The 22,389-nt window shown below is 49.9% G+C and carries 18 protein-coding genes and 1 pseudogene; 15 read left to right on the forward strand and 4 right to left on the reverse strand.

What is annotated here, in order from left to right; translation table 11 throughout:
• Positions 1–138: 138 nt before the first annotated feature.
• From alaS to CRG97_RS08350, 10 genes are all read left to right on the forward strand, one after another.
• Positions 139–2,766 (forward strand): alanine--tRNA ligase, encoded by a 2,628-nt coding sequence (alaS, locus tag CRG97_RS08305; RefSeq protein ID WP_098742600.1) that lies wholly within the window; start codon positions 139–141, stop codon positions 2,764–2,766.
• 217 nt (positions 2,767–2,983) lie between these two features.
• Positions 2,984–3,244 carry an IreB family regulatory phosphoprotein gene (locus CRG97_RS08310; protein ID WP_006208869.1) on the forward strand — a complete coding sequence of 87 codons (261 nt, stop codon included), beginning with the start codon at positions 2,984–2,986 and terminating at the stop codon, positions 3,242–3,244.
• A gap of 12 nt (positions 3,245–3,256) precedes the next feature.
• A complete protein-coding gene (gene ruvX, locus CRG97_RS08315; RefSeq protein ID WP_098742601.1) occupies positions 3,257–3,670 on the forward strand; it encodes a Holliday junction resolvase RuvX in 414 nt (137 codons plus the stop codon).
• Positions 3,671–3,687: 17 nt separating this feature from the next.
• Positions 3,688–3,990, forward strand: a complete 303-nt coding sequence (locus tag CRG97_RS08320) for a DUF1292 domain-containing protein (protein ID WP_076320459.1) — start codon at positions 3,688–3,690, stop codon at positions 3,988–3,990.
• On the forward strand, positions 3,990–4,301 hold the full coding sequence (locus tag CRG97_RS08325) for a DUF1292 domain-containing protein (RefSeq protein WP_179090578.1): 312 nt from the start codon (positions 3,990–3,992) through the stop codon (positions 4,299–4,301). The genes CRG97_RS08320 and CRG97_RS08325 overlap by 1 nt, the downstream gene beginning before the upstream one ends.
• 94 nt (positions 4,302–4,395) lie before the next feature.
• On the forward strand, positions 4,396–5,439 hold the full coding sequence (gene mltG, locus CRG97_RS08330) for an endolytic transglycosylase MltG (protein WP_098742602.1): 1,044 nt from the start codon (positions 4,396–4,398) through the stop codon (positions 5,437–5,439).
• 110 nt (positions 5,440–5,549) lie between these two features.
• Positions 5,550–6,482: a peptidase U32 family protein gene (locus tag CRG97_RS08335; RefSeq protein WP_098742603.1), complete on the forward strand. Its 933-nt coding sequence runs from the start codon at positions 5,550–5,552 to the stop codon at positions 6,480–6,482.
• A gap of 12 nt (positions 6,483–6,494) precedes the next feature.
• Complete coding sequence (locus tag CRG97_RS08340) at positions 6,495–7,841, forward strand: peptidase U32 family protein (RefSeq protein WP_098742604.1); 1,347 nt, start codon at positions 6,495–6,497, stop codon at positions 7,839–7,841.
• 213 nt (positions 7,842–8,054) lie between these two features.
• Complete coding sequence (locus tag CRG97_RS08345) at positions 8,055–10,229, forward strand: methyl-accepting chemotaxis protein (protein WP_098742605.1); 2,175 nt, start codon at positions 8,055–8,057, stop codon at positions 10,227–10,229.
• A gap of 161 nt (positions 10,230–10,390) precedes the next feature.
• Positions 10,391–12,181 (forward strand): peptidoglycan D,D-transpeptidase FtsI family protein, encoded by a 1,791-nt coding sequence (locus CRG97_RS08350; protein WP_098742606.1) that lies wholly within the window; start codon positions 10,391–10,393, stop codon positions 12,179–12,181.
• Here CRG97_RS08350 and CRG97_RS08355 read toward each other — a convergent pair.
• Complete coding sequence (locus tag CRG97_RS08355; RefSeq protein ID WP_076320466.1) at positions 12,130–13,293, reverse strand: AI-2E family transporter; 1,164 nt, start codon at positions 13,291–13,293, stop codon at positions 12,130–12,132. The genes CRG97_RS08350 and CRG97_RS08355 overlap by 52 nt on opposite strands.
• A 142-nt stretch (positions 13,294–13,435) precedes the next feature.
• On the opposite strand from CRG97_RS08355, the gene CRG97_RS08360 reads away from it, so the two are divergent.
• The gene (locus tag CRG97_RS08360; RefSeq protein ID WP_098742607.1) at positions 13,436–14,818 is read left to right on the forward strand and encodes a polysaccharide deacetylase family protein; all 1,383 of its coding nucleotides are present in this window, start codon (positions 13,436–13,438) and stop codon (positions 14,816–14,818) included.
• A 129-nt stretch (positions 14,819–14,947) separates the two neighbouring features.
• Here the strand turns inward: CRG97_RS08360 and ilvD are convergent, their stop codons facing one another.
• Positions 14,948–16,636: a dihydroxy-acid dehydratase gene (gene ilvD / locus CRG97_RS08365; RefSeq protein WP_076320468.1), complete on the reverse strand. Its 1,689-nt coding sequence runs from the start codon at positions 16,634–16,636 to the stop codon at positions 14,948–14,950.
• 237 nt (positions 16,637–16,873) lie between these two features.
• A pseudogene (locus tag CRG97_RS08370) lies at positions 16,874–17,113 on the reverse strand (KGG domain-containing protein); the annotation flags it as partial.
• A gap of 209 nt (positions 17,114–17,322) precedes the next feature.
• Here CRG97_RS08370 and CRG97_RS08375 point away from each other — a divergent pair.
• From CRG97_RS08375 to mgrA, 3 genes are all read left to right on the forward strand, one after another.
• Positions 17,323–18,090, forward strand: a complete 768-nt coding sequence (locus CRG97_RS08375) for an HAD family hydrolase (protein WP_098742608.1) — start codon at positions 17,323–17,325, stop codon at positions 18,088–18,090.
• Between the two features lie 37 nt (positions 18,091–18,127).
• A complete protein-coding gene (locus CRG97_RS08380) occupies positions 18,128–18,880 on the forward strand; it encodes an NAD-dependent protein deacylase (RefSeq protein ID WP_098742609.1) in 753 nt (250 codons plus the stop codon).
• Between the two features lie 123 nt (positions 18,881–19,003).
• Complete coding sequence (gene mgrA, locus CRG97_RS08385) at positions 19,004–20,020, forward strand: L-glyceraldehyde 3-phosphate reductase (protein ID WP_098742610.1); 1,017 nt, start codon at positions 19,004–19,006, stop codon at positions 20,018–20,020.
• A gap of 137 nt (positions 20,021–20,157) precedes the next feature.
• Here mgrA and CRG97_RS08390 read toward each other — a convergent pair whose 3' ends face one another.
• Complete coding sequence (locus CRG97_RS08390) at positions 20,158–21,021, reverse strand: AraC family transcriptional regulator (protein WP_098742611.1); 864 nt, start codon at positions 21,019–21,021, stop codon at positions 20,158–20,160.
• 189 nt (positions 21,022–21,210) lie between these two features.
• Here CRG97_RS08390 and CRG97_RS08395 point away from each other — a divergent pair, with 189 nt between their 5' ends.
• Positions 21,211–22,389, forward strand: a complete 1,179-nt coding sequence (locus tag CRG97_RS08395) for a galactokinase (protein WP_098743080.1) — start codon at positions 21,211–21,213, stop codon at positions 22,387–22,389.

A 22,389-nucleotide genomic window follows, 5' to 3' on the forward strand; every position in this document is an offset into this window, starting at 1 on the left:
AGATTTCTGCTGGAGGATGAATGGACGATAACCAGGGTGGTACCGCGAGAACATCGTCCCTGAATTCAATTCAGGGGCGTTTTTTGTGTTCGAATATAAGTGATTCGGACCTATATTATGACTGGAGGAAGTGTAGAGATGAAAGCTAGTGAAATCCGTTCCAAATGGCTAGAGTTTTTTGCAGAGAAAGGCCACAATATTGAGCCAAGTGCATCGCTTGTTCCGCACAATGACCCGTCCCTGCTTTGGATTAATGCAGGCATGGCTCCGCTCAAGCCTTATTTTGACGGGCGTGTGAAGCCGGAAAATCCGAGAATTGCGAACTCGCAGAAATGTATTAGGACCAATGATATTGAAAATGTCGGCAAAACCCGTCGTCACCATACGTTCTTCGAAATGTTGGGCAACTTCTCCATCGGGGACTACTTTAAAGAAGAAGTTATCACCTGGGCCTGGGAATTCCTGACGGACAAGAAATGGATCGGCTTCGATCCAGAGAAGCTGTCTGTTACCGTGTATCCGGAAGACGAGGAAGCCTACAAGCTGTGGAACGAAAAAATCGGTCTCCCGAAGGAGCGCATCATTAAGCTGCAGGAAAACTTTTGGGATATCGGCGAAGGACCTTGCGGACCTTGTACCGAGATTTTCTATGATCGTGGTGAAGGATACGATACGGATGCTCCGGAATCCGAAATGTTCCCAGGCGGTGAGAATGAACGCTGGCTCGAGGTATGGAACCTCGTATTCTCTCAGTTTAACCACAACAAGGACGGCAGCTATACACCGCTTCCGAACAAGAACATTGATACGGGTGCGGGACTCGAGCGCTTTGCTTCCATTCTGCAAGATGTGGCGTCCAACTTCGATACCGACCTGTTCCAGCCGATCATCCAGAAGACGGCAGAGCTTGCCGGCGTTAAATACAATGAAAAGACGGAATACGATATCGCGCTGAAAGTCATTGCCGACCATATCCGGACAGTTGCTTTCGCAGTAGGCGATGGCGTGTTGCCGTCCAACGAAGGCCGCGGTTATGTCATCCGTCGTTTGCTCCGCCGTGCGGTTCGTTATGGAAAGGTGCTCGGGCTGGACAAACCATTCATGTATACTTTGACCGGAACCGTAGGCGATATTATGGGAGTATACTACCCAGAGGTCGTTGAGAAGCGCGCCTTTATCGAGAAGGTCATTGCAACGGAAGAAGAACAGTTCCACAAAACGCTCTCTGACGGCTTGAACATCTTGGCAGACGTGAGCGCAGAAGCGAAGAAGCAGGGCAAATCGGTAATCAGCGGCAGCGACGCGTTCAAATTGTACGATACGTATGGCTTCCCGTTTGATTTAACGGAGGATTATGCGTCCGAGCACGGATTGACCGTGGACCGTGAAGGCTTTGATGCCGCGATGAAGGAACAGCGTGACCGTGCGCGTGCGGCCCGTCATGAAACGGAAAGCATGAAGGTCCAAGGTGGCGTTCTTTCCGATTATACGGTTAAAAGTGAATTTGTTGGATATAATGACACCGTCAGCGAGGCTAAAGTGCTCGCCATTGTTTCCGGTGACAGCTTTGCAGACAGCGCCAGTGAAGGCGAGACCTGTCAGGTCATTCTGGACGTTACCCCGTTCTATGCCGAAAGCGGCGGCCAGGTTAGCGATCAGGGGATTTTGGAAGGCGGATCTGTACGTGCCCGAGTGGAAGGTCTCTTCAAGGCTCCGCATGGACAGCACGTGCATTTCGTAACCGTGGAGCTCGGCGAGCTTAAGGTGGGCGATACGGTCAAGGCGCAGGTGGACTCCGCTATGCGCAATGATATCGTTAAGAACCATACAGCCACACACCTTTTGCATAAAGCATTGAAGGAAGTTCTGGGCGACCATGTCAATCAGGCAGGTTCGCTTGTTGAACCGCAGCGTCTGCGCTTCGACTTCTCCCATTTCGGCAGCATTACGCAGGAGGAGCTGGCCGATATTGAGCGCCGCGTGAACGAACAGGTGTGGAAGAGCATTCCGGTCGTTATCGAGCGCAAGGCCATTGATGAAGCGAAGGCGATGGGTGCCATGGCATTGTTCGGAGAGAAATATGGAGATATCGTCCGTGTCGTCCAGGTCGGAGAATACAGCATCGAGCTGTGCGGCGGATGCCATGTAGGCAACACCTCCCAGATCGGAATCTTCAAGCTGCTTGGCGAGAGCGGTATTGGCTCAGGCGTTCGCCGCATTGAAGCCGTAACGGGCCGCTACGCTTATGAGCATCTGGAGGGGCAAATGGACCTGCTCAAGCAAGCCGCCGGCTTGTTGAAGAGCAATCTTGCGGACGTTCCGAAGCGGATCGAGGGCCTGAACCAACAGGTGAAGGATCTTGCCCGGGAGAACGTGTCCCTGCAAGGCAAGCTCGGAGCCATTGAGGCCAGCCAGTTGACCGATAAAGTGAAGCAGGTAGGGAACACGTCGCTGCTTGCAGCTGAAGTACAGGCTGGCAGTATGGATGGACTCCGTGGCATTGCAGACGAATTGAAGGGCAAGCTTCCGGAGACGATCCTCGTGCTCGGCTCCAAAGCGGGCGACAAGGTGAATTTCGTCGTAGCCGTTCCGCAGGATCTGGTGAAGCAAGGCTATCATGCCGGCAAGCTCGTTAAAGAAGTGGCTTCGATCTGCGGCGGAGGCGGCGGGGGCCGTCCGGATATGGCACAAGCGGGGGGCAAGGATGCTTCCAAGCTCGCCCAGGCGCTGCAGCACGCTGAGGATCTCATAGCCCGGGGCGTGTAACAGATTTGTCCAGATTGTGTACAGCAAGCAATAGTAAGCGGGATCCAACATTTTGCTGTACACAATCCTGAATTTTTTGGAACACTCTCTAAATATTTCGCTTTCGATTTCCGTAGAGACTTAGGATTATGTTATGATATAACTAGATCAAGCTGGTAAATATTTATTCGACGAAGCATGGTAAACATGTTCTTTGAAGAAGCGAGGTGTGTCACACATGGACTCCATGGATAAGACAGTCAAGTTCAATGTAAAAGGTGATGAAAAGGAGGCTTCCGCCCAGGACATTCTACTTTCGGTATACGATTCGCTGGTAGAGAAGGAGTACAATCCGATTAACCAAATCGTAGGGTATCTTTTGTCCGGGGATCCAGCTTATATACCTCGGCACAATAATGCCAGAAGTTTGATCCGGAAAAAAGAGCGAGATGAATTGATTGAAGAACTGGTCCGGTTCTACTTAGCCAGTCACCGTTAGGAGCACACAGGGATGAAGAAGATCATGGGATTAGATTACGGGGACCGCAGAATCGGTGTTGCCATAAGCGACGTGTTCGGATGGACGGCCCAAGGGGTTGAAGTTATCGAGCGCCGCCGTGATGAAGGCGAACTGGACAGAATTGCCGCACTCGTCAAAGACAACGAGGTCGGTGAAATCGTGGTCGGCTTGCCTAAAAATATGAACGGCACGATTGGTCCGCGGGGCGAAATCTGCATGGAATTCGCAAGTGCATTGCGAGAGTCCCTATCCTTACCCGTTCACCTTTGGGATGAACGGCTATCAACAGTATCCGCTGAAAGGACATTGCTTGAAGCCGATGTCAGCCGAAAGAAGCGAAAACAGGTTGTAGATAAAATGGCGGCAAGCTTGATTTTGCAAAACTACTTGGATTCTAAAAGGTAAAGGTGAGGGTGATTACAATGGCTAATGAGCATATTGGTATGGAAGAAGAACCGGAAATTATTTATATTCCCGACGATGAAGGCAACGAGGAAGAATTCGAAGTCATCATGAAATTCGAAGTGGATGGCTCGGATGCTAAATATATGATGGTCGTACCAAGGGAGTCTGCCGACGAAGAGACAGACGAGGTCTACGCCTTCCGTTATGAGGAAGACGGAGAAGACTTGAAATTGTTTATGATTGAAGACGATGAAGAATGGGCCATTGTTGAAGAAACCTTCAATACGCTCGTGGAAGAGCTGGACGGGAGAGACGAATGATGTCTGATTTTTCGGTTGAGAATATCGTATGGACCCAAGTACTTAAGGAAGCATTCGGTGAGAGTGTAGAGCTTGAGGACGAAAAAGGCCATATCGAGGTTTATGATATTGCCGCCGAATTTGAAGTGGATGGTCAAGGGTATGCCATTCTGGTTCAGCCGGATCGAACCGATGAGGAGTACGAGGTGCTCCGTATCGTTAAGGGTGAGGACGGCGGATTGCAGCTGGCAACCATTGATGACGACGAGGAATGGGAGAATGTGTCGGAGCTCTATGATGAGCTGACGTTTCCCGAAGGCGACGAGGATTAAGTTCCCTCCTACAGGAGCACATGCTTAATTTTCAAATGAAAGTTCAGGAAGGGGCGGAGCTGTCCGCCCCTTTTGGTGTGAAGGGATGAGTAGATTGAAGAAACTGGCAATAGCAGTATTGGTCCTGATCCTGGTTGCGGGCGGGGCCATATTCTACGTATGGAATGGTTTACAGCCCGTTCACAGCTCGGAAACTCCTGTCGAATTCACCGTGGAGTCCGGCATGAGCACGTCCTCTATCGCCGATCTGCTTGAGGAAAAGGGATTGATCAAGAATGCCCTTATACTTAAAGGTTATTTAAAGCTTAGCGGGGAAGGAAGCCGTCTGATGGCAGGAACCTATGAGGCAACCCCAGGCACTCCGTTCAAGGAACTATTATCGAAGATGAACAAAGGCGAAGTGAAGCCCGAGGAGATGGTTCGTTTTACGATCCCTGAGGGATATACGATCCTTCAGATGGCGGAGACGATCGCTCACGAGAGCGGAATCGATGAGCAGGAATTTCTGAAAGTTGTGGATCAGCCTACCGGCTGGGATGTTCCGATTGCGGGAGAAATTCCCCAAGAAGCAGACCTCAGGCATCACCTCGAGGGATACTTGTTCCCTGCGACCTATGAGTTACCGAAGAAGGATATCACGGCAACAGGCATTGTAGAAACCATGCTGAAAGAAACGGAGAAACGTTTAGCCGAAATTCCGGGTTGGGAGAATCAGTTAAAGGCTCGCGGCGTGACATTCCATGAACTTATGACCATCGCTTCACTGGTTGAGCGGGAAGTGGTTGCAGATCAGGAGCGTGCCCTGGTGGCTGGCGTTATTTATAATCGATTGGAAGAGGATATGAGGTTGGAAATCGATGCAACCGTTCAATATCTATTAGATAAACCGAAGGAACGATTGCTTTATGCCGATCTGGAGGTTGAGAGTCCGTATAACACTTATCGTCAAAAGGGTTTGCCGCCTGGGCCCATCTCAAGCCCGAGCCTGGAATCTATTCAGGCTGCCCTGAATCCGGAGAAATCCGAATATTTGTTCTATGTGACAAAGAAAGATGGTACACAAGAGCATTTGTTTGCCAAAACGTATAAAGAGCATTTGAAGAATATCGAGACCAGTAAGAAGATGGCACAACAATAATAATATTACGTGTTTACAATTCCTTTGATACGCTGCTGACAAGGAACAGTTCCCAGCTCGTACTCAGAAGAGTCTTGTTGAACACCCTCTAAGTAGGGAGGAATTTTTAAATGAGTATCAAATCTGAATTATTGGCGGCAGCCGGGTCCGTGGCTGATGCCGCTGCTTACCTGGAAGCGGGAGCCGATGCACTGCTTGTCGGCGAAGATCGATTCGGCATGAGATTGCCCGGCAGTCTGACATTGGACGAAATAACTCAAGTCGTACATCTTGCTCATGAGCAAGGAAGTAAAGTGTACGTCAGCTTGAACAACCTGATGACGAATGATTTGCTGCCTGAGCTTCCTGCCTATATTAAGGCGCTCGGAGAGATCGGAGTAGACGCGGTGGAATTTAACGATCCATCGGTGCTCACTACCGTAAAAGAGTTGGCTCCACAGGTAAAACTTCATTGGAATGCAGAAATGACCGCCACCAACTACTCAACGGCCAATTATTGGGGAAGCAAAGGCGCATCCCGGGTTATTCTTGCGCGTGAATTAAATATGGATGAGCTAACCGACATGAAGCCTCAGCTTCAGCTGGAAGCACAGGTTCAGGTTCATGGCATGACGAACATCTATCATTCCAAGCGACGCCTGGTCAACAGCTATATGCAGCAGCAGGGCAGACCCGTGAATGAGGGGAGCCTTGGCAAGGAGCGCGGTTTGTTTCTCATTGAAGCTGAGCGTCAAGAAGAGAAGTATCCGATCTATGAGGATATCAACGGAACCCATATTATGAGTTCGGAGGATATTTGCATTCTGGAGGATCTGCATCTCTTAATGGGAGCAGGCATTGACAGCTTTAAGGTAGAGACGCTGCTGAAGCCGCGGCACTACAATGAGCTGGTGATTCGAACCTATCGCCAAGCGATTGATCGATATGCTGCAGATGCTTCAACTTATGCATTTCAGGAAGAGTGGATGGACGGAATCCGCGCTATTCAGGATCCGGAACGTGAATTGTCGTTTGGATTTTTCTATAAGGAACAAGTTTATTAAGGAGTGGACAGCATGGAAGCAATGGCACAGCCAAAGTATAAGGGCAAACGCTATCGCCTGGACAAGCCGGAATTGCTCGCCCCGGCTGGTAATTTGGAAAAATTGAAATTTGCGGTGCATTATGGCGCCGATGCGGTATATATTGGGGGTCAGAAATACGGCCTTCGTTCCAATGCGGACAACTTCAGCTTTGAAGAAATGAAAGAGGGCGTGGAGTTCGCCAAGAAATACGGCGCTAAAGTATTTGTAGCAACCAACATATATGCGCATAATGAGGACATTGAGGGAATTGAATCCTACCTGAGAAGTTTGGAGGAAGCCGGCATTGCGGCCATCATCGCTGCAGATCCAGCTATTATTGAGGTGGCCAAACGTGCTGCACCCAAGCTCGAAGTTCATCTGAGCACACAGCAATCCACATTGAATTGGCAGGCCGTGAAGTTCTGGAAGGACGAAGGATTGCCGCGGGTTGTACTGGGACGCGAGGCGAGCCTGGAGGAGATCGCAGCGATTAAAGAGCATGTCGACATTGAGATCGAGGCCTTTATCCATGGCGCGATGTGCTCCTCGTTCTCTGGTCGCTGCGTGTTGTCCAATCATTTTACAGATCGTGATTCCAATCGGGGCGGATGCTGCCAATCCTGCCGTTGGAAATACGATTTGTTTGTGGATGGAAGAGAAGAGCAAGGCCAGTGGGTATCGGAAGAGCAGCAGTTAATAGAACAGCCGGCCCCAGCTCCGTCCCCATTCAAACCGGGTGTTACGCAGATTCCGCTGTTCCAGCCGGATGACAACCAGTTTACGATGGGGTCGAAGGATCTCTGCATGCTCGAGCATATTCCGGATCTGATTGAGGTGGGAATCGACAGCTTCAAGATTGAAGGACGGATGAAATCGATCCATTACGTAGCGACTGTGGTCAATGTATATAGACAGGCGATTGATTCCTATATGGCTGACCCTGAGCATTATGTATTGAAGCCGGAATGGATCGAGGAAATTAATAAAGCGGCCAATCGACCGCTGAATACCGGATTCTTCTATGATACACCGGATCATGAGGATCATATCTATGAACCGGAAGAGAAGGCGGTTCCTTATGACTTCGCCGGCTTGGTGATGGAGTATGATGAGAAATCGGGAACGGCCGTCATTCAGCAGCGAAACCACTTTAAGCCTGGGGATGAAATCGAGTTTTTTGGACCGGAAGGAACCTTCTTTAAGCAGTCAGTTGGTTCTATCGCCGATGAGAATGGCAATGAACTTGATGCAGCTCGCCACCCTTTGCAGCTCATTCGCATGAAGGTGGACCAGCCGGTGCGTCATTTTGATATGATGAGAAAACGCAAAGGAAAATAAAAATATAGTTACTTAGAACTACACAATTGAGAATCCGGGTCTGTAGATGGACCTTGGATTCTTTTTGTTTGTAAAAAAATTAGGGATTAAGAATTATTTTTTTGCGAAAACCCAAAGGAAAACACCTCCAATTGTCGAAATAAAGAGTAACGAATACGTTTCAAGGGATTGGACCGACGTATTAATAATATGATTGTGGTAGGTGAACAGCTAATGTCAGAAGTTGAGCAGCATGATAAGAAGCCGAAAAAGGACAAGAAGCCCGGAGGAATTAAAGTGAAAAAGGAAAAACCTTCGGCATCAACAGGGATACATACTGCCAAGTCGTTCTTTTCAAACGTGGGAACGGCTATAAGCCGGATGCCAATGAACCCGGCGAAATCGGTCGGAATTCGGTTGTTCCTGATCTTTTTGTCAGCTATTGTATTTTTTGTTATCGTCTTGGGGTATCTGTCGTACGATAAGGCGAAGAGCACGATTGAGAAGAATGCTGCGAACGGCAATCAGCAGACGATCATTCAAACCTCTGAGAAAATCGACATCATTCTGGAGAAGTATGAGAATGCCGGTAGATCAATCTTCTATGACATTGAATTGCAGAAGTTATTGTCTGAATACACGGATAAAAAGTTAAGCGATTACGATTCATTTACGGTGGAGCGCAGCATTCGCGATAAACTATCCAATCAGATTACATCGGATTCGTCGATCAGAGCCATTTATTTGATCCCTTCCAAGGGAGAGAAGATCATATCGGCAGGACAAACCTCAGAATCCTCCAAAACTGTCCTTGAGCAAAGCTGGTATGCCGAACTGAAGGAAGGCGACAAGAAGATAATATGGCTGCCAACGATGCAGAACAGCGGAGCTCCATATTTCACGATTGCCCGTTCTTTGGGGTCTATGAATGATCTGAATTCAACGTATGTGGTTATGTTTGAACTTAACGCTTCGGTACTGGATACGCATCTGAAGGGGATCAACCTGGGCGAGAATGGCCAACTGCAATTGATCAGTCCGGAAGGCATCGTTGTCTCCTCCAGCGAGTCCTCCATTGTGGGTAACGAAACCGCCTGGACGTTTGCGAAGGAGTTTCCGGAGGACTCCAGAACGGATAATGTAAGAACCAAGGATGAGAACGGAAGACAGGTTCTGGCCGTGTACAATACGCTCAGCGCTAACGATTGGAAACTCGTAGGTTCTGTCCAAACCAGCGAGCTCACGAAGGATGCGTCAAGCATCCTGGTCATCACGCTTATCGTGGCCGCCGTCGACGTTATTTTTGCCATTCTGATCGGGATTTGGATGGTAAGAATGATTGCCCGTCCATTAGGCAAGCTTAACCTGCTGATGAAGGAAGGCGCCAAAGGCAATTTGAATGTTCGTACAGACCATAAGAGCCAAGACGAAATCGGTCAGCTCTCCGCAAGCTTTAACGATATGATGGAGCAGATCACCGGACTCGTTCAGCAAACGAGCAATACCGCTCAGGAAGTACTTAGAACGGCTACCGAGTTAAGTGATGCCTCCAAGAAGACGGCTATTTCCGCCAAAGAAATTGCCGTAGCTACCGAGGAAATTGCCAACGGTGCCAGCAGTCTGGCGGTTGAAGCCGAACGCGGCAGCGATCTGACCAACAACATCTCGAAGCAGATGCAAATGGTCGTTTCAGCCAACGAAGAGATGGGCAAATCGGCTCGTCACGTGGAAAGCGCAAGTGAGCTTGGAACGAAGCATTTGAGCGACTTGCTGGATAAGACCCATCAGACCGAGGATATGACCCGCTCGATGATGCACAAGGTCGATGGCTTGAAGGAGACGACCTCATCGGTTGTCAAAGTGCTTGACGTCCTTCAGAACATTACGAAGCAAACGAACATCCTATCATTGAATGCAACAATCGAAGCGGCCCGTGCCGGGGCGGCTGGTAAAGGCTTTATGGTCGTGGCCGATGAAATTCGTCAGTTGGCAGACCAATCCAGACAATCCATCGATATGGTCAGTCAGATTACAGACCGCATCATGACCGAGATGAATGAAACCGTGCAGGTATTGCTGGATGCGAACCCACTCTTCAAAGGTCAGATGGATGCTGTTAAGGAAACGAACGATATCTTCGTATCTGTTCAGCAGCAGATGGTCGACTTTATCGAGTCCTTGGATTCGGTGACTCATTCGATTGATGAACTGAATGAATCACAGAATGTACTTTCGGAAGCGATGAGTAATGTGAGTGCGGTAGCCGAAGAATCCTCTGCAACTTCAGAAGAGGTGGCTTCTCTCTCCACAGAGCAGCAAAGCGTCAGCAGTCAGCTGGTAAATCTATCATCGCAGCTGGAGAATGTATCGAATGAGCTGAAAGAGACTTTGTCTCGTTTTAGACTGTAAGATTGAATTTATAACTCAAAAGGCTGTTCCATCAGTTTTAAGCTGATGGGGCAGCCTTTTTTCTATGAAGGACAAGGGAAATAGGAGAAAAATGAACATGATTGAGTCAGGCTCCATATGGAAATAATGATGAGACATAGACCGTATTGGAGGAGCAAGACATGAGGCTTATCCGCAATAAGCGAATTGCATACGGATGGCTGATACTGACGCTATTGATCGCCGTTTTGACGCTGCGTCTTGCATGGGTACAGCTTGTGATGAAGCATCAGCGGGTTCCCGGCAGCCGACATACGATGGTAGAGGCATCGCTCATACAGAGGGAGCGAGGCATTGTGCTGGATTCCGGTCGCGGACATTTTACGGACCGGAACGGAAAACCGCTCACGGGCAAGCTCATCTGGGCAGCCGTGTTGTTTCCTGCAGGCGAGAAGGAACTGAAGAGCTCCCATAATCAGTTAGTGAAGCTGGCCCGTATACTGGGAACAAATAAGGATCATTTGATACAGACCTGGGGCAAGCTAAAGGAGCCTGAATTGTGGCATGGAGATAATTCGCTCATTCCTCGATCCTTAACCAAAGATCAGATTGTGCAGATTCAAGAGCTTGATCTTCCCAAACTCAAGGTTCTTCCTTATGAGCAGCGGTACGGCAATCGCCAATCGGGAATGCAGTGGCTTGGTTTTGTGTCAGGTCAGCGTAAGGAAAGCCTGTTCTTTGACGATGATCCGGAGGTTAACGGAACCAGTGGATTGGAGAAAACGATGGATTCGTTGATACGTGGGGAAGGGCCGACCATCGTCTATTTTCCGGTTAACAGCACCAATGAGGTCATTCAGGACATTAAGCCGATGGTGAAGGCGCCTGATAATCGGTACTATCCGTTAAGGGTATCCACCACGATTGATATTGATATTCAACAAGGGATTGAGGCCATAACGGAAAAAGCGGGCATGAAAGAAGGAGCGGTTGTTGTGCTGGACGCTCGAAACGCGGATATCGTGGCTATGGTCTCCAGACCATTCTATAATCCGGAGCAGATTCACCCGAAGGATGGCCAGTGGGAGAATCGCGGATTGAAAGCAGCCACGCCAGGTTCCATCTTCAAGCTAGTCACGGCCGCGGCCATACTTGAGAATGGTTTAAGCTCTGAAAGCGAACATTTCCATTGTGATGGCGAATACGGTAAGTTCGGAATGTCCTGCTGGAAAAAGGGAGGGCATGGAACGATTGATCTTCGCGAAGGCTTCGCGGAGTCATGCAACGTCGTATTTGCTACTCTAGCGGAGAGACTGTCAGCTCATCAAATGGCGGAGGCGGCCTCCGCGCTCGGCTTCGGGCAAACGGTAGGCTGGAAATCCCGGCAGTTTTTAGGGCTTCGTCCCTTTGCGCCATTGGATCATGAAGAGAAGGGCACGGTTTTTTCCAACTCTGTGGACACCTCTGACGCAGGTGTTAGGGTCCAGACAGGCATAGGCCAAAGGGACGCTGCCGTATCCCCACTGCAAGCAGCCAATGCGATGGTCACGCTGCTTCATGGCGGGGTGAAGACCAAGCCCCGTATCTTACAGCAGATCCGGTATGCTAACGGCCAGCTGCTCCAGGATACGGATCCACTAAAGGAGCGGATAGCTGGAAGGGGTATTTCCCGGGAAACCTCTTCCATCCTGCTCGAGTGGATGGAGGATGTCGTCGAAGAGGGAACAGGCAGCTCATTAAAAAATCGCAAATGGACTCTTGCCGGTAAATCCGGAACGGCGCAGGTAACCATAAAAGGCCGTGCCCGAAACAACCAGTGGTTTGTCGGGTACGGCCCAGTGGAGAAGCCACGTTATGCCGTGGCTGTATTGGTTGAGAACCGGAGCCCGATCAGCAGCAATCAGGCAACCGACATATTTGGTCAGGTTTCCGATTTCTTGGCTTCGGTTGAATCGGCCTCCGGCTCTGCGTAAGAGCGGGACATGTCCCAAGGGGAAACCTCGAATTCTTCGCTTGGCAGCCGGATCCACTGCTTCAGATATCCCTGGGTAAGCAGTTCCTTGATGAGAATCAGAAGGATAGGAGCCAGAATCAAACCGGCAACTCCAAAAATGGACAGCGAGATCATCATAAAGGACAACATCAGAAATGCTGAGGATACGCCGATCGAGTTTCCTGTAATTTTTGGTTCAAGCAGCTGTCTGGAAATGACAACTACGGCAAGCAGTACGATCAAGCCAATGGCAAGCCCAGTGTTGCCGACGATGAACAAATAGGTAATCCACGGAATAAGAATAACGGGAACACCGAGCAGCGGCAGTACATCGAACACAGCGCAGATGAGCGCAACGGACAGGGAATTTCCCGTACCTAAGATCAGAAGTCCTATGTATACAATGACAAAGGTAATGCTGACCAGCTTCATCTGAGCTTTTAAATACGAGCCAATCGCCTTGAATACATTTTCTTTGAGGAAAAGAAAAGCCGTCTTGAGGGTCTTCGGCGTCTTGTCTTTGGCGATTCTCCGCCAGCTGCCGATCTCAATGCTCAGGAAGAAAGCAAGGATGATCGCAACCCCGAAATTCGCGATGAACGAGGAGAACGACCCCATAAACCCAATGACATAATGGAAGAACGATTCGGCAGCACCCTGGGCAAAAGTGGTGATGTCCTGGAAATAACCGTTCAGACGGTCTGTCAGATCGGGTGGCAGCGCGTCGAGCTTGGTTTGGAGGAAATTCAGGCTCTCTGAAAAATGTCTCTGGATCGTTTTGGTGTAACCTGGCAAATTATCCTGCAAGTTCATGAACTGCGATACGATGAGCGCTCCGGCTCCGAACAGGATGCCTAGGATGACCAGCAGGAAGAGCAGAACGGATATCGCGGCGGCAAATGGTTTTGGCAGCCCCCTGCGGTGCAAGAATTTGGAGAAAGGCTCGATAATCAGGAAAACGAGGAAAGATAAAAACACCGGAGCCGCAATTTGGTACAGCTTGCTGAATATGAACATGATCAGGTAAACCGTAAGCACGATTAAACCTATATCGAAGGCGGTTCTCCAATATTTTTTATACAAGGGAAGCATAGTGGGATATCGGCTCCTTTATACTATATTAATTGATATCATTGTACACGATTTGTGAAAAAAAAGCCTATTTCTTTAAGTGCTATGCTAAAATAATAATAGTGGGTTCTTTAGAAAAAGAAATAAAAAGCGGGGAGTTAGCATGCAAACATTACTGCTATGGTTGTTTTACCTTTCATCTTTTTATGCATTTATTCCCGGCATCTTGACCCGGATATTTGGATTCCGAGTATTTCGCAGGGGAGCAGGCTCGAACGACTTCGCCTTAACCTTTGATGATGGTCCTGATCCCGTCTATACACCAAGACTGCTGGATCTCTTGAAGCAGCATAATATGAAGGCGACGTTTTTCCTGGTGGGTTCTCATGCCGAGAAGCATCCAGAAGTTGTAAAACGCATTCATAGTGAAGGTCATCTGATCGGGATTCATAACTATGTTCACAAGAGCAATTGGTTCATGCGGCCGGTCACCGTCCGTAATCAGGTCAAGCGCACGGATGATATTATTTATTCCATCACCGGTGAGCGCTCGAGTTATTACAGACCGCCGTGGGGAATCGTGAATTTATTCGATTTTGCCAAGAATACCGGCTGCCGCATTATCCTATGGTCGTCGATGTTTAATGATTGGCGGAGCAAGATTGGCGCTGACAAGCTGACTCAGCGAATGCTTGCCAAGCTTAACGGTGGCGAGGTTATGCTCCTTCATGACTGCGGCACGACTGTGGGGGCGAACCCCGATGCACCGGAGCAAATGCTGATCGCATTGGAACGTGTTCTGAAAGTCGCAGAGCAGAAGGGAATGAGAAGCGTCCGAATCGACGACATGATAGCGAAGGAAAGCAAAGTGAAAGCGAAGAAGCTGTCTCCTCTCAAGCGTATGATCGTCTCGTTGTGGCTTCTCTGGGAAAAAGGATTTCATGCGGTGTTTGCGCTCGAAACGGTTACTCCGGAGGATCCGATGCTGCATTTCCGGAAGCGTGCTTTTACCGGTAAAACGGTCGTGATGGAAGATGGCAGCCGACTTGAAAAGGGAGACCAGGTGCTAGAACTTCATTTTGATAACAAAAAATTGTTTGAGATTGGCAGCCGCTCCCGTTCGGAAGTACAGCTCGCCATCAAAATGATTCGTGCCGTGCAAAAAGACCTGCCTTCTCTGGCTAATATGGTGCTGGAACGGCCTGAGTACAAGGATATCAAGGGTTTGTATGCTGTTACCATGATTTCACGGGGACCGGAGCAATTCGGATTTCATGTCATGGATTTACCGCGGGGACTGTTTGCAAGCTCGTCCAGACTGTATCTGAAACTGCTGCTTAGCGTCATTCATCCGAAAGGGCAGGCCCGTCTTAAAGAGGGCAGTCAGATCATGGAGCCGAGAATGCTCATGATGCCGGTGGATGTACTGATTGGCCGTTATGCTGAGAAGAAGAATCAGGCCCAGCCTCCATCCGAGGAGCAGCAGGAAATACAACAAGAACATGTGGGTGACATGGCCGTTGCCAGTGCATCGCAGGGTATGTAATTCATCGAACCGATTGTTTACTGTCATTATGTATGGATCATCTCTCAGATGGAATTTGGATATAAAAAAGGGGTTATCCCTGCAGGCTTACCAATGCCTGCGAGGGATAACCCCTTTGCTTTGTTTGAATTAGATTTTCAATACGCCGCCTGAGCTGGCGTTCGTAACAAGCTTCGAGTAACGAGCGAGATAACCAGTCTTCACTTTCGGTTCGAAGTCAACCCATTTGCTGCGGCGTACAGCCATTTCCTCATCGGAAACGCCCAGCAATTGAATCGTCCGGTTATTCAGGTCAAGCTCGATGATATCTCCGTCTTCAACGAAAGCGATAGGTCCGCCTTCTGCCGCTTCCGGCGAGATATGTCCGATACTGATACCGCGGGATGCGCCGGAGAAGCGTCCGTCTGTGATCAGACCGACTTTGGCCCCAAGCCCCATACCTGCGATCTGTGAAGTCGGCGCCAGCATTTCTGGCATACCAGGTCCGCCCTTCGGCCCTTCATAACGAATGACAACCACATGGCCTTCTTTAACCTTGCCGTTGGCAATGCCGCTAAGCGCTTCATCTTGCGAGTTAAAGCAGATGGCAGGTCCTTTATGGTATCCTCCAACCGATGGATCAACGGCACCGACTTTGATGATCGAACCTTCAGGAGCCAGATTACCATACAGTACGGCGAGACCACCGCGCTCGGAATATGGGGAATCGATCGGATGGATAACGTTCTGATCCTGAATTTCGCAGCCCTCTACGTTCTCGGCTAGCGTCTTGCCTGTTACGGTGATGCGATCCCCGTGCAATGCGCCAGGCTTCTTAAGAAGCTCGTGCAGAACCGCGCTTACGCCGCCTGCCAAATGCACATCCTCGATAAAGTAATCCGAAGCTGGAGCCAGCTTGGAGATGTGAGGAACGCGGTCAGCAACTTCGTTGATTCGCTCCAGCGGGTAATCGAGACCGGCTTCTTGAGCGAGAGCCAATGTATGAAGCACCGTGTTGGTGGAGCCGCCCATGGCCATATCGAGCGCAAACGCGTTGTCGATGGCTTCTACGGTTACGATATCACGCGGCTTGAGGTCCATTTTTACGAGCTCCATCAATTGTTTGGCTGATTGTTTAACGAATTCTTTACGCTCTTCGGCAATGGCAAGAATGGTGCCGTTGCCTGGCAGAGCCAGACCCAGCGCTTCGGCGAGACAGTTCATGGAATTGGCGGTGAACATGCCGGAACAGGATCCGCAGGTTGGACAACCGAATTGTTCCAATTCGAGGAGCTCATCATCATTGATTTTGCCAACCTGGTGAGCGCCGACGCCTTCAAATACGGAGGTCAGTGACAATTTACGGCCTTTGCTGTCGACGCCGGCTTTCATCGGTCCGCCGCTGACAAACACCGTTGGGATGTTGACGCGCAGGGCACCCATCAGCATGCCTGGCGTGATTTTGTCACAGTTCGGAATACATACCATACCATCGAACCAGTGAGCGGATACGACAGTTTCCAGGGAGTCGGCTATGATCTCGCGGCTTGGCAGCGAGTAGCGCATGCCGATATGTCCCATGGCAATTCCGTCATCCACGCCGATGGTGTTAAATTCGAACGGAACGCCGCCGGCTTCACGGATCGCTTCCTTCACGATTTTACCGAATTCCTGAAGATGCACATGACCCGGAACGATGTCGATGTAAGAGTTACATACGGCGATGAACGGTTTGCCGAAATCTTCTTCCTTAACGCCTGCTGCACGCAGAAGGCTGCGGTGCGGCGCGCGGTCGAAGCCTTTTTTGATCATGTCTGAACGCATTTTTTTGGTTGTCATGATGTCGATTTCCCCCCAGATCTATTATAAAATTGTTACGCTTTAGCGCGGTCTTCCGGCAAAGCAGCCGGGTACCTGTAAACAGCGAATAGGTTTTAAATGAGTCTATCACAAAAAGGTAGGTTTTTCTACATGATATTAATAGGAAGCGATGGAAAGAGGCCTGTTGTGATGGCATGCAAAGAGCCTGTTCCCATAGGGGGGGCACAGGCTCCTATTTGAGTGATGGTGCTATTTCTTGCCGCCTTTGCGGCCAATTTCCTGATAGAATTCACGATTATGATTCCGCGAGGTGGCTTCGCCGCCCTTTTGACCGATTTCCTGGTAAAACTCGCGGCTATGGTTCTTGGACGTCGCTTTGCCGCCTTTTTTGCCGATTTCCTGGTAGAATTCGCGGCTATGCTTTTTAGCGGTCGCTTCGCCGCCAAGACGTCCTGCTTCTTCGCGGGTCATCTTTCGATTGCTGCTTGTTGCCATCACAAATCACTCCTTTACCGTCGTATTTGCTATGCGTATATGTTACTTACCACGGCTCATTTGTCATGAATCAAAACATTCGACTAAAGATTGGAAAATTCCCATTTCGGATCGATTTCTGAGTCCCAGCGTTAATTCCGTTTAAATCAGAGTTTATTTCATGGTTTAATAAGAGTATGATCAAGAATAGGATAGGGAGGTTTTTTACATTGCCGTTTGTTCAAGTGAAGGGACGAACCGTTCCCTGCAAAGGGATTTTGTTTGATAAAGACGGAACGCTGCTCCATTTCATGGCGCTATGGGGAGGGTGGACCGATTATGTGCTCAAGTTCATGGAGGAACGGCTGGAATTAATTGGAGCCGGCTTCACGCTGCCGAAAGAGCAGGTGCTGGGCACAAAGCATGATGCAAGCGGGCGCGTGTCGGGTTACGATCTTCAGGGTCCGCTCGCCATGGGCACCGCGGAGGAGACAAACGGGCTATTGGCTTGGCAGCTGTACGCTGCAGGAATGCCCTGGAACGAAGCGATTATGCAGGTCCATCAAATTACGAAAAACGCCATGTATGAAGTTCGTCAGCAGAAGCCGGCATTCCCCATGACGGGGCTGGAGAATTTTCTGAAGAAGTGCAGCTTGGCTTCCGTGAAGATGGCCGTGGTTACTTCGGATGAAACCTCAAATGCCAAGGAACAGCTGGAGTGGATGGGACTTCACTCTTCCTTTACGGCCATTTTGGGAAGAGATCAGGTTCGAAACGGCAAGCCGCACCCTGAAATGACGGAGACCGCATGCCGCCTGCTTGGGATTATGCCCGAGGAGGCGGTGGTGATCGGTGACAGCAATGCGGATATGCAAATGGCGAAGCAAGCAGGCGCCGCTCTGGCTGTGGGTTTATTGACAGATGAGGGGGAACCTGCACATCTGACAGATGCCGATGTTATCATATCCGATTATAATGAATTAGACGTGCACAGGTAGACGTGTTATTTTAAGGGCTGTACGGAGGTGTAAAAGAGTGGAGAACAGGGAAAAGATCGAGCAGTTGGCAACATGGATCGAAGCGAGCGACTACATTGTTTTTTTCGGGGGAGCCGGTACCTCCACGGAGAGCGGGATTCCTGACTTCCGTTCGGCAGCCGGACTATACCAGAGCGAGCACCAATCTCCGTATCCGCCGGAGGTCATGCTCAGCCACACTTTTTTTATGAAGCATCCGGAAGTGTTTTACGACTTTTACCGGAGCAAGATGCTTCACCCGCATGCGCAGCCGAACGGCTGTCACCGGCTATTGTCGAGACTGGAACATGACGGTAAGCTGAAGGCGGTGGTCACGCAAAATATCGACGGTTTGCATCAGACAGCTGGATGTTCTGAGGTGTTGGAGCTTCATGGCTCCGTGCACCGCAATTATTGCATGGATTGCTCCCGGTTCTACAGCCTGCAGGAAATTCTGGACATCAAGGAAACCGTCCCGCGTTGCAAGGATTGCGGAGGGCTGGTGCGGCCGGATGTCGTACTGTATGAAGAGGAATTGGACCAGAACATCATCATGCGCTCGATCCAGGAAATATCGACGGCGGATTTGTTGATTATAGGCGGGACTTCCCTGACAGTACATCCCGCTGCGAGTTTGATATCCTATTTTCATGGGAGCAAGGTAGCTTTGCTGAATGCAGATCCAACCCCTTACGATCACCGGGCAGGCCTCTTGATTGCGGATCGGATCGGTCAGGTCATGACGCAGGTGGATAAGCTGATCAGCACGTAACGGCGACAGCGGCGGCGTGCTGCTGCACCTATAACTGTAATCGTTTTCTTGTCAAAGGACGACCAAACACGATAAGATGGAATTTAGCAATGGACCTATCACTTAGAGAGGCAGGGATTGTAAGTGACCTATGTGGCTAGCGAAGACCGCTATGAAGGAATGAAGTATAACCGCGTGGGGCGATCCGGATTGAAACTTCCGGCGATCTCCCTTGGATTATGGCATAATTTCGGTGGTGTCGACACGTATGAAAACGGGCGTAATATGATTACGCGCTCCTTCGATCTGGGCATAACCCACTTCGATCTGGCGAACAATTACGGACCGCCTGCAGGCTCTGCCGAAGAGACGTTCGGTAAAGTTCTCTCAAGAGATCTTAAGGCTTACCGTGATGAAATCGTCATTTCGTCCAAAGCGGGCTACTATATGTGGCCCGGACCTTATGGTGACTTTGGATCGCGTAAATATCTGGTAGCAAGTCTCGATCAGAGCTTGAAACGAATGGGCCAGGACTATGTCGATATTTTCTATCATCATCGGATGGATCCGGAAACGCCGCTTGAGGAAACCATGGTGGCGCTAGATCATCTTGTTCGTTCAGGCAAGGCACTTTATGTTGGAGTCTCCAATTATTCGCCAGAGAAGACGCGGGAAGCGATATCGATTCTGAAAAGCCTGGGAACTCCGCTGCTCATCCATCAGCCAAGCTACTCCATGCTGGACCGTTGGGTGGAGAATGGACTGCTCGATGTCCTGGAAGAGAACGGGGTCGGAAGCATCGCCTTCACTCCGCTTGCTCAAGGACTATTGACCAACAAATATTTGAACGGCGTGCCTGGCGATTCACGCGCCGCAAGCGCATCCGTATTCTTGAACGAGAGCAATATCACGCCTGAAGCGCTGCGCAAGATCAGAGCCTTGAACCAAATCGCTCAAGCGCGGAACCAGAGTCTCGCCCAATTTGCTCTCGCATGGGTCCTCCGCGGCGGCCGGGTGACATCTGCCCTGATCGGGGCAAGCAAGGTGAGCCAGATCGAAGACAATGTAGCTGCCTTGAACAACCTGGAGTTCTCGAAGGAAGAGCTGGATCGCATTGAAGCGATTCTGAAAACGGAGAACACCTCTTCTGCAGAGGGATGATCATTTGCCACTCATGATTGCATGCTGAACATAACATAGATTCCAACATACATGAATGGAGCGCCTCAGGATGGTTACGGACCTGACAGGCGCTCCTTTTTTCATTGAGATATATCGGACTGACGATATCATTAAAGTTAAGTTAATGCGGATGATGAGAGGATATCCTTGCGGTACCGTGTCGGGGATCGGCCGACAAGACGCTTGAACTGACGCGAGAAATAGAGTGGATCGGTGAGTCCAACGGATGCGGAAACCTGCTCGATGGACAAATCGGGACGTTCGCGCAGCAGCCGCTTGGATTGGTCGATTCTTAATTTAAGCAGATACGTAATCGGAGTCATGCCCGTTTCCTGCTTGAAGATGCGCGACAGGTACGCGCGGTTGTAGCCTAGGCTAGCGCACATTTGTTCAATCGAGACGGGATGAGCGTACTGAGAAGCCATGTAATTGATCATTTGCTTCACCGTGCGCTGAACCTGCGGTTCTGCCAGCGTTAAACGGGACGGCCGGTCACTCCGATTCATGATCTCAGCCCAGATTAAATGCAGATAACCGATGGAGGCGATATGGGAGCTTTCTTCCCTGGATTGAAAATGGCTTTGAATAAGGGACACATAGCCGGGAATCGGGTTGTTCTCCATGAGATGGAGGACAGGCTTTTCGGGTGTGAGTCCCGAACGGGATACGCCTTCGCCGGCTTGCTCTCCATCAAAGGCAACCCACCGGTAACGCCAGGGCTGGCTCGCATCGGATACATAACTGACAATCTGACCGGGATGGATCAGGAAACAGTCGCCGGGGCCGAGCTGATACCTGTCGGTTTCGGTTCGAAATACACCATGTCCCGACTCGATGATATGCAATAAGTAATGATCGTATATTTTCGGCCCCAATGCATGCTCCGGCCGGGTCTGGCTCTCACCGGCGAATCGGACGTGGAGCGAACCGCTGCCTTGCTGTGCAGGATTGGAAGCAACAGAATAGGTTGGTTTCATCATTCATTTTCCTTTACAATAAGTTTTGGAAAAAGAGGAACTCCGGGGACATCGTTGATTTTATGAATTCATTGTACCTCCAGAAGTCACATAAATCCATATGTAACGCACAAGATTTCATTATCGGTTAACGAGATTTCCATTATACTGAAGACAGTAAAACTACCATATGTACAGGATGGAGTGATGGCAGTGACGACGCAACAGCTTATGGAAAGATTTATGGACAAGCACGGTGAGAACCAGCATAAGGTTCGCATATTTAACGCACCCGGTCGCGTGAACCTGATCGGGGAGCATTTGGATTATAACGGAGGTTACGTGCTTCCGGCCGCCTTGGAGTTTGGTACCACCTTGATTATAAGGCCGCGCGACGATAACAAGGTGAGCTTTTCATCCACGAATATCCCCTATGAACTAACGATCAGCCTGGATGATGATTATGGCCACAAAAGCGATCAATGGACGGATTATCCGGTCGGCGTCATAACGGAACTAAATAAAATCGGCTGCAACCTTAGCAGCGGTTATGACCTGCTCTACCATGGAGATATCCCGAACGGCGCAGGCCTCTCGTCCTCGGCGTCCATCGAAGTGGTCACGGCTTACGCCTTCTTGACGATGGAAGGCAAGGAGACGGATACGGTGGAGATTGCGAAGCTTTCGCAGCGGGTGGAGAACCTGTTCGTTGGCGTCAACTCCGGCATTATGGATCAATTCGCCGTAGCCAACGGCAAGCAGGATCATGCCATTCTGTTAATGTGCGATACGCTGGAGTATGAGCTGGTACCTTTCCGGACCGGAGCATACAAAATCGTGATTTCGAATACCAACAAACGGCGCGGACTCGTCGATTCCAAATACAATGAACGCCGCAGCGAGTGCGACCGCGCTTTGGAAATTTTGCAGAAGGAGCTCCCGGCATTATCGTATCTCGCTCAACTGAATCCGGATCAATTCGCAACCTTGCAGGACAGCATCCGAGATGAAACCGTCCGAAGACGTGCCCAGCATGTCGTTGAGGAAAACCAGCGTGTGCATGATTCCGTGAAGGCTTTGAAGAACGGTGATCTGGAAGCATTCGGACAATATATGAACCAGTCCCACGACTCTTTGCGTTATCTGTACGAAGTAACGGGCGATGAGCTGGATGCGCTGGTGGAAGAAGCTCAGCGGATTCCAGGCACGCTGGGTTCCAGAATGACGGGAGCCGGCTTTGGAGGCTGTACGGTATCTCTCGTGCACGAGGATGCGGTGGAGCGTTTCATCACGGAAGTGGGGCAGCAGTACGAAGCCAGAATTGGACTGAAGCCGGATTTCTACGTATGCGGTGTAGGTCAAGGTGTGCATGAAGTGAAGGAGGGCGAATAA

It is taken from the genome of Paenibacillus sp. EZ-K15 (genome assembly GCF_002573715.1).
GTDB lineage: Bacteria > Bacillota > Bacilli > Paenibacillales > Paenibacillaceae > Paenibacillus_AQ.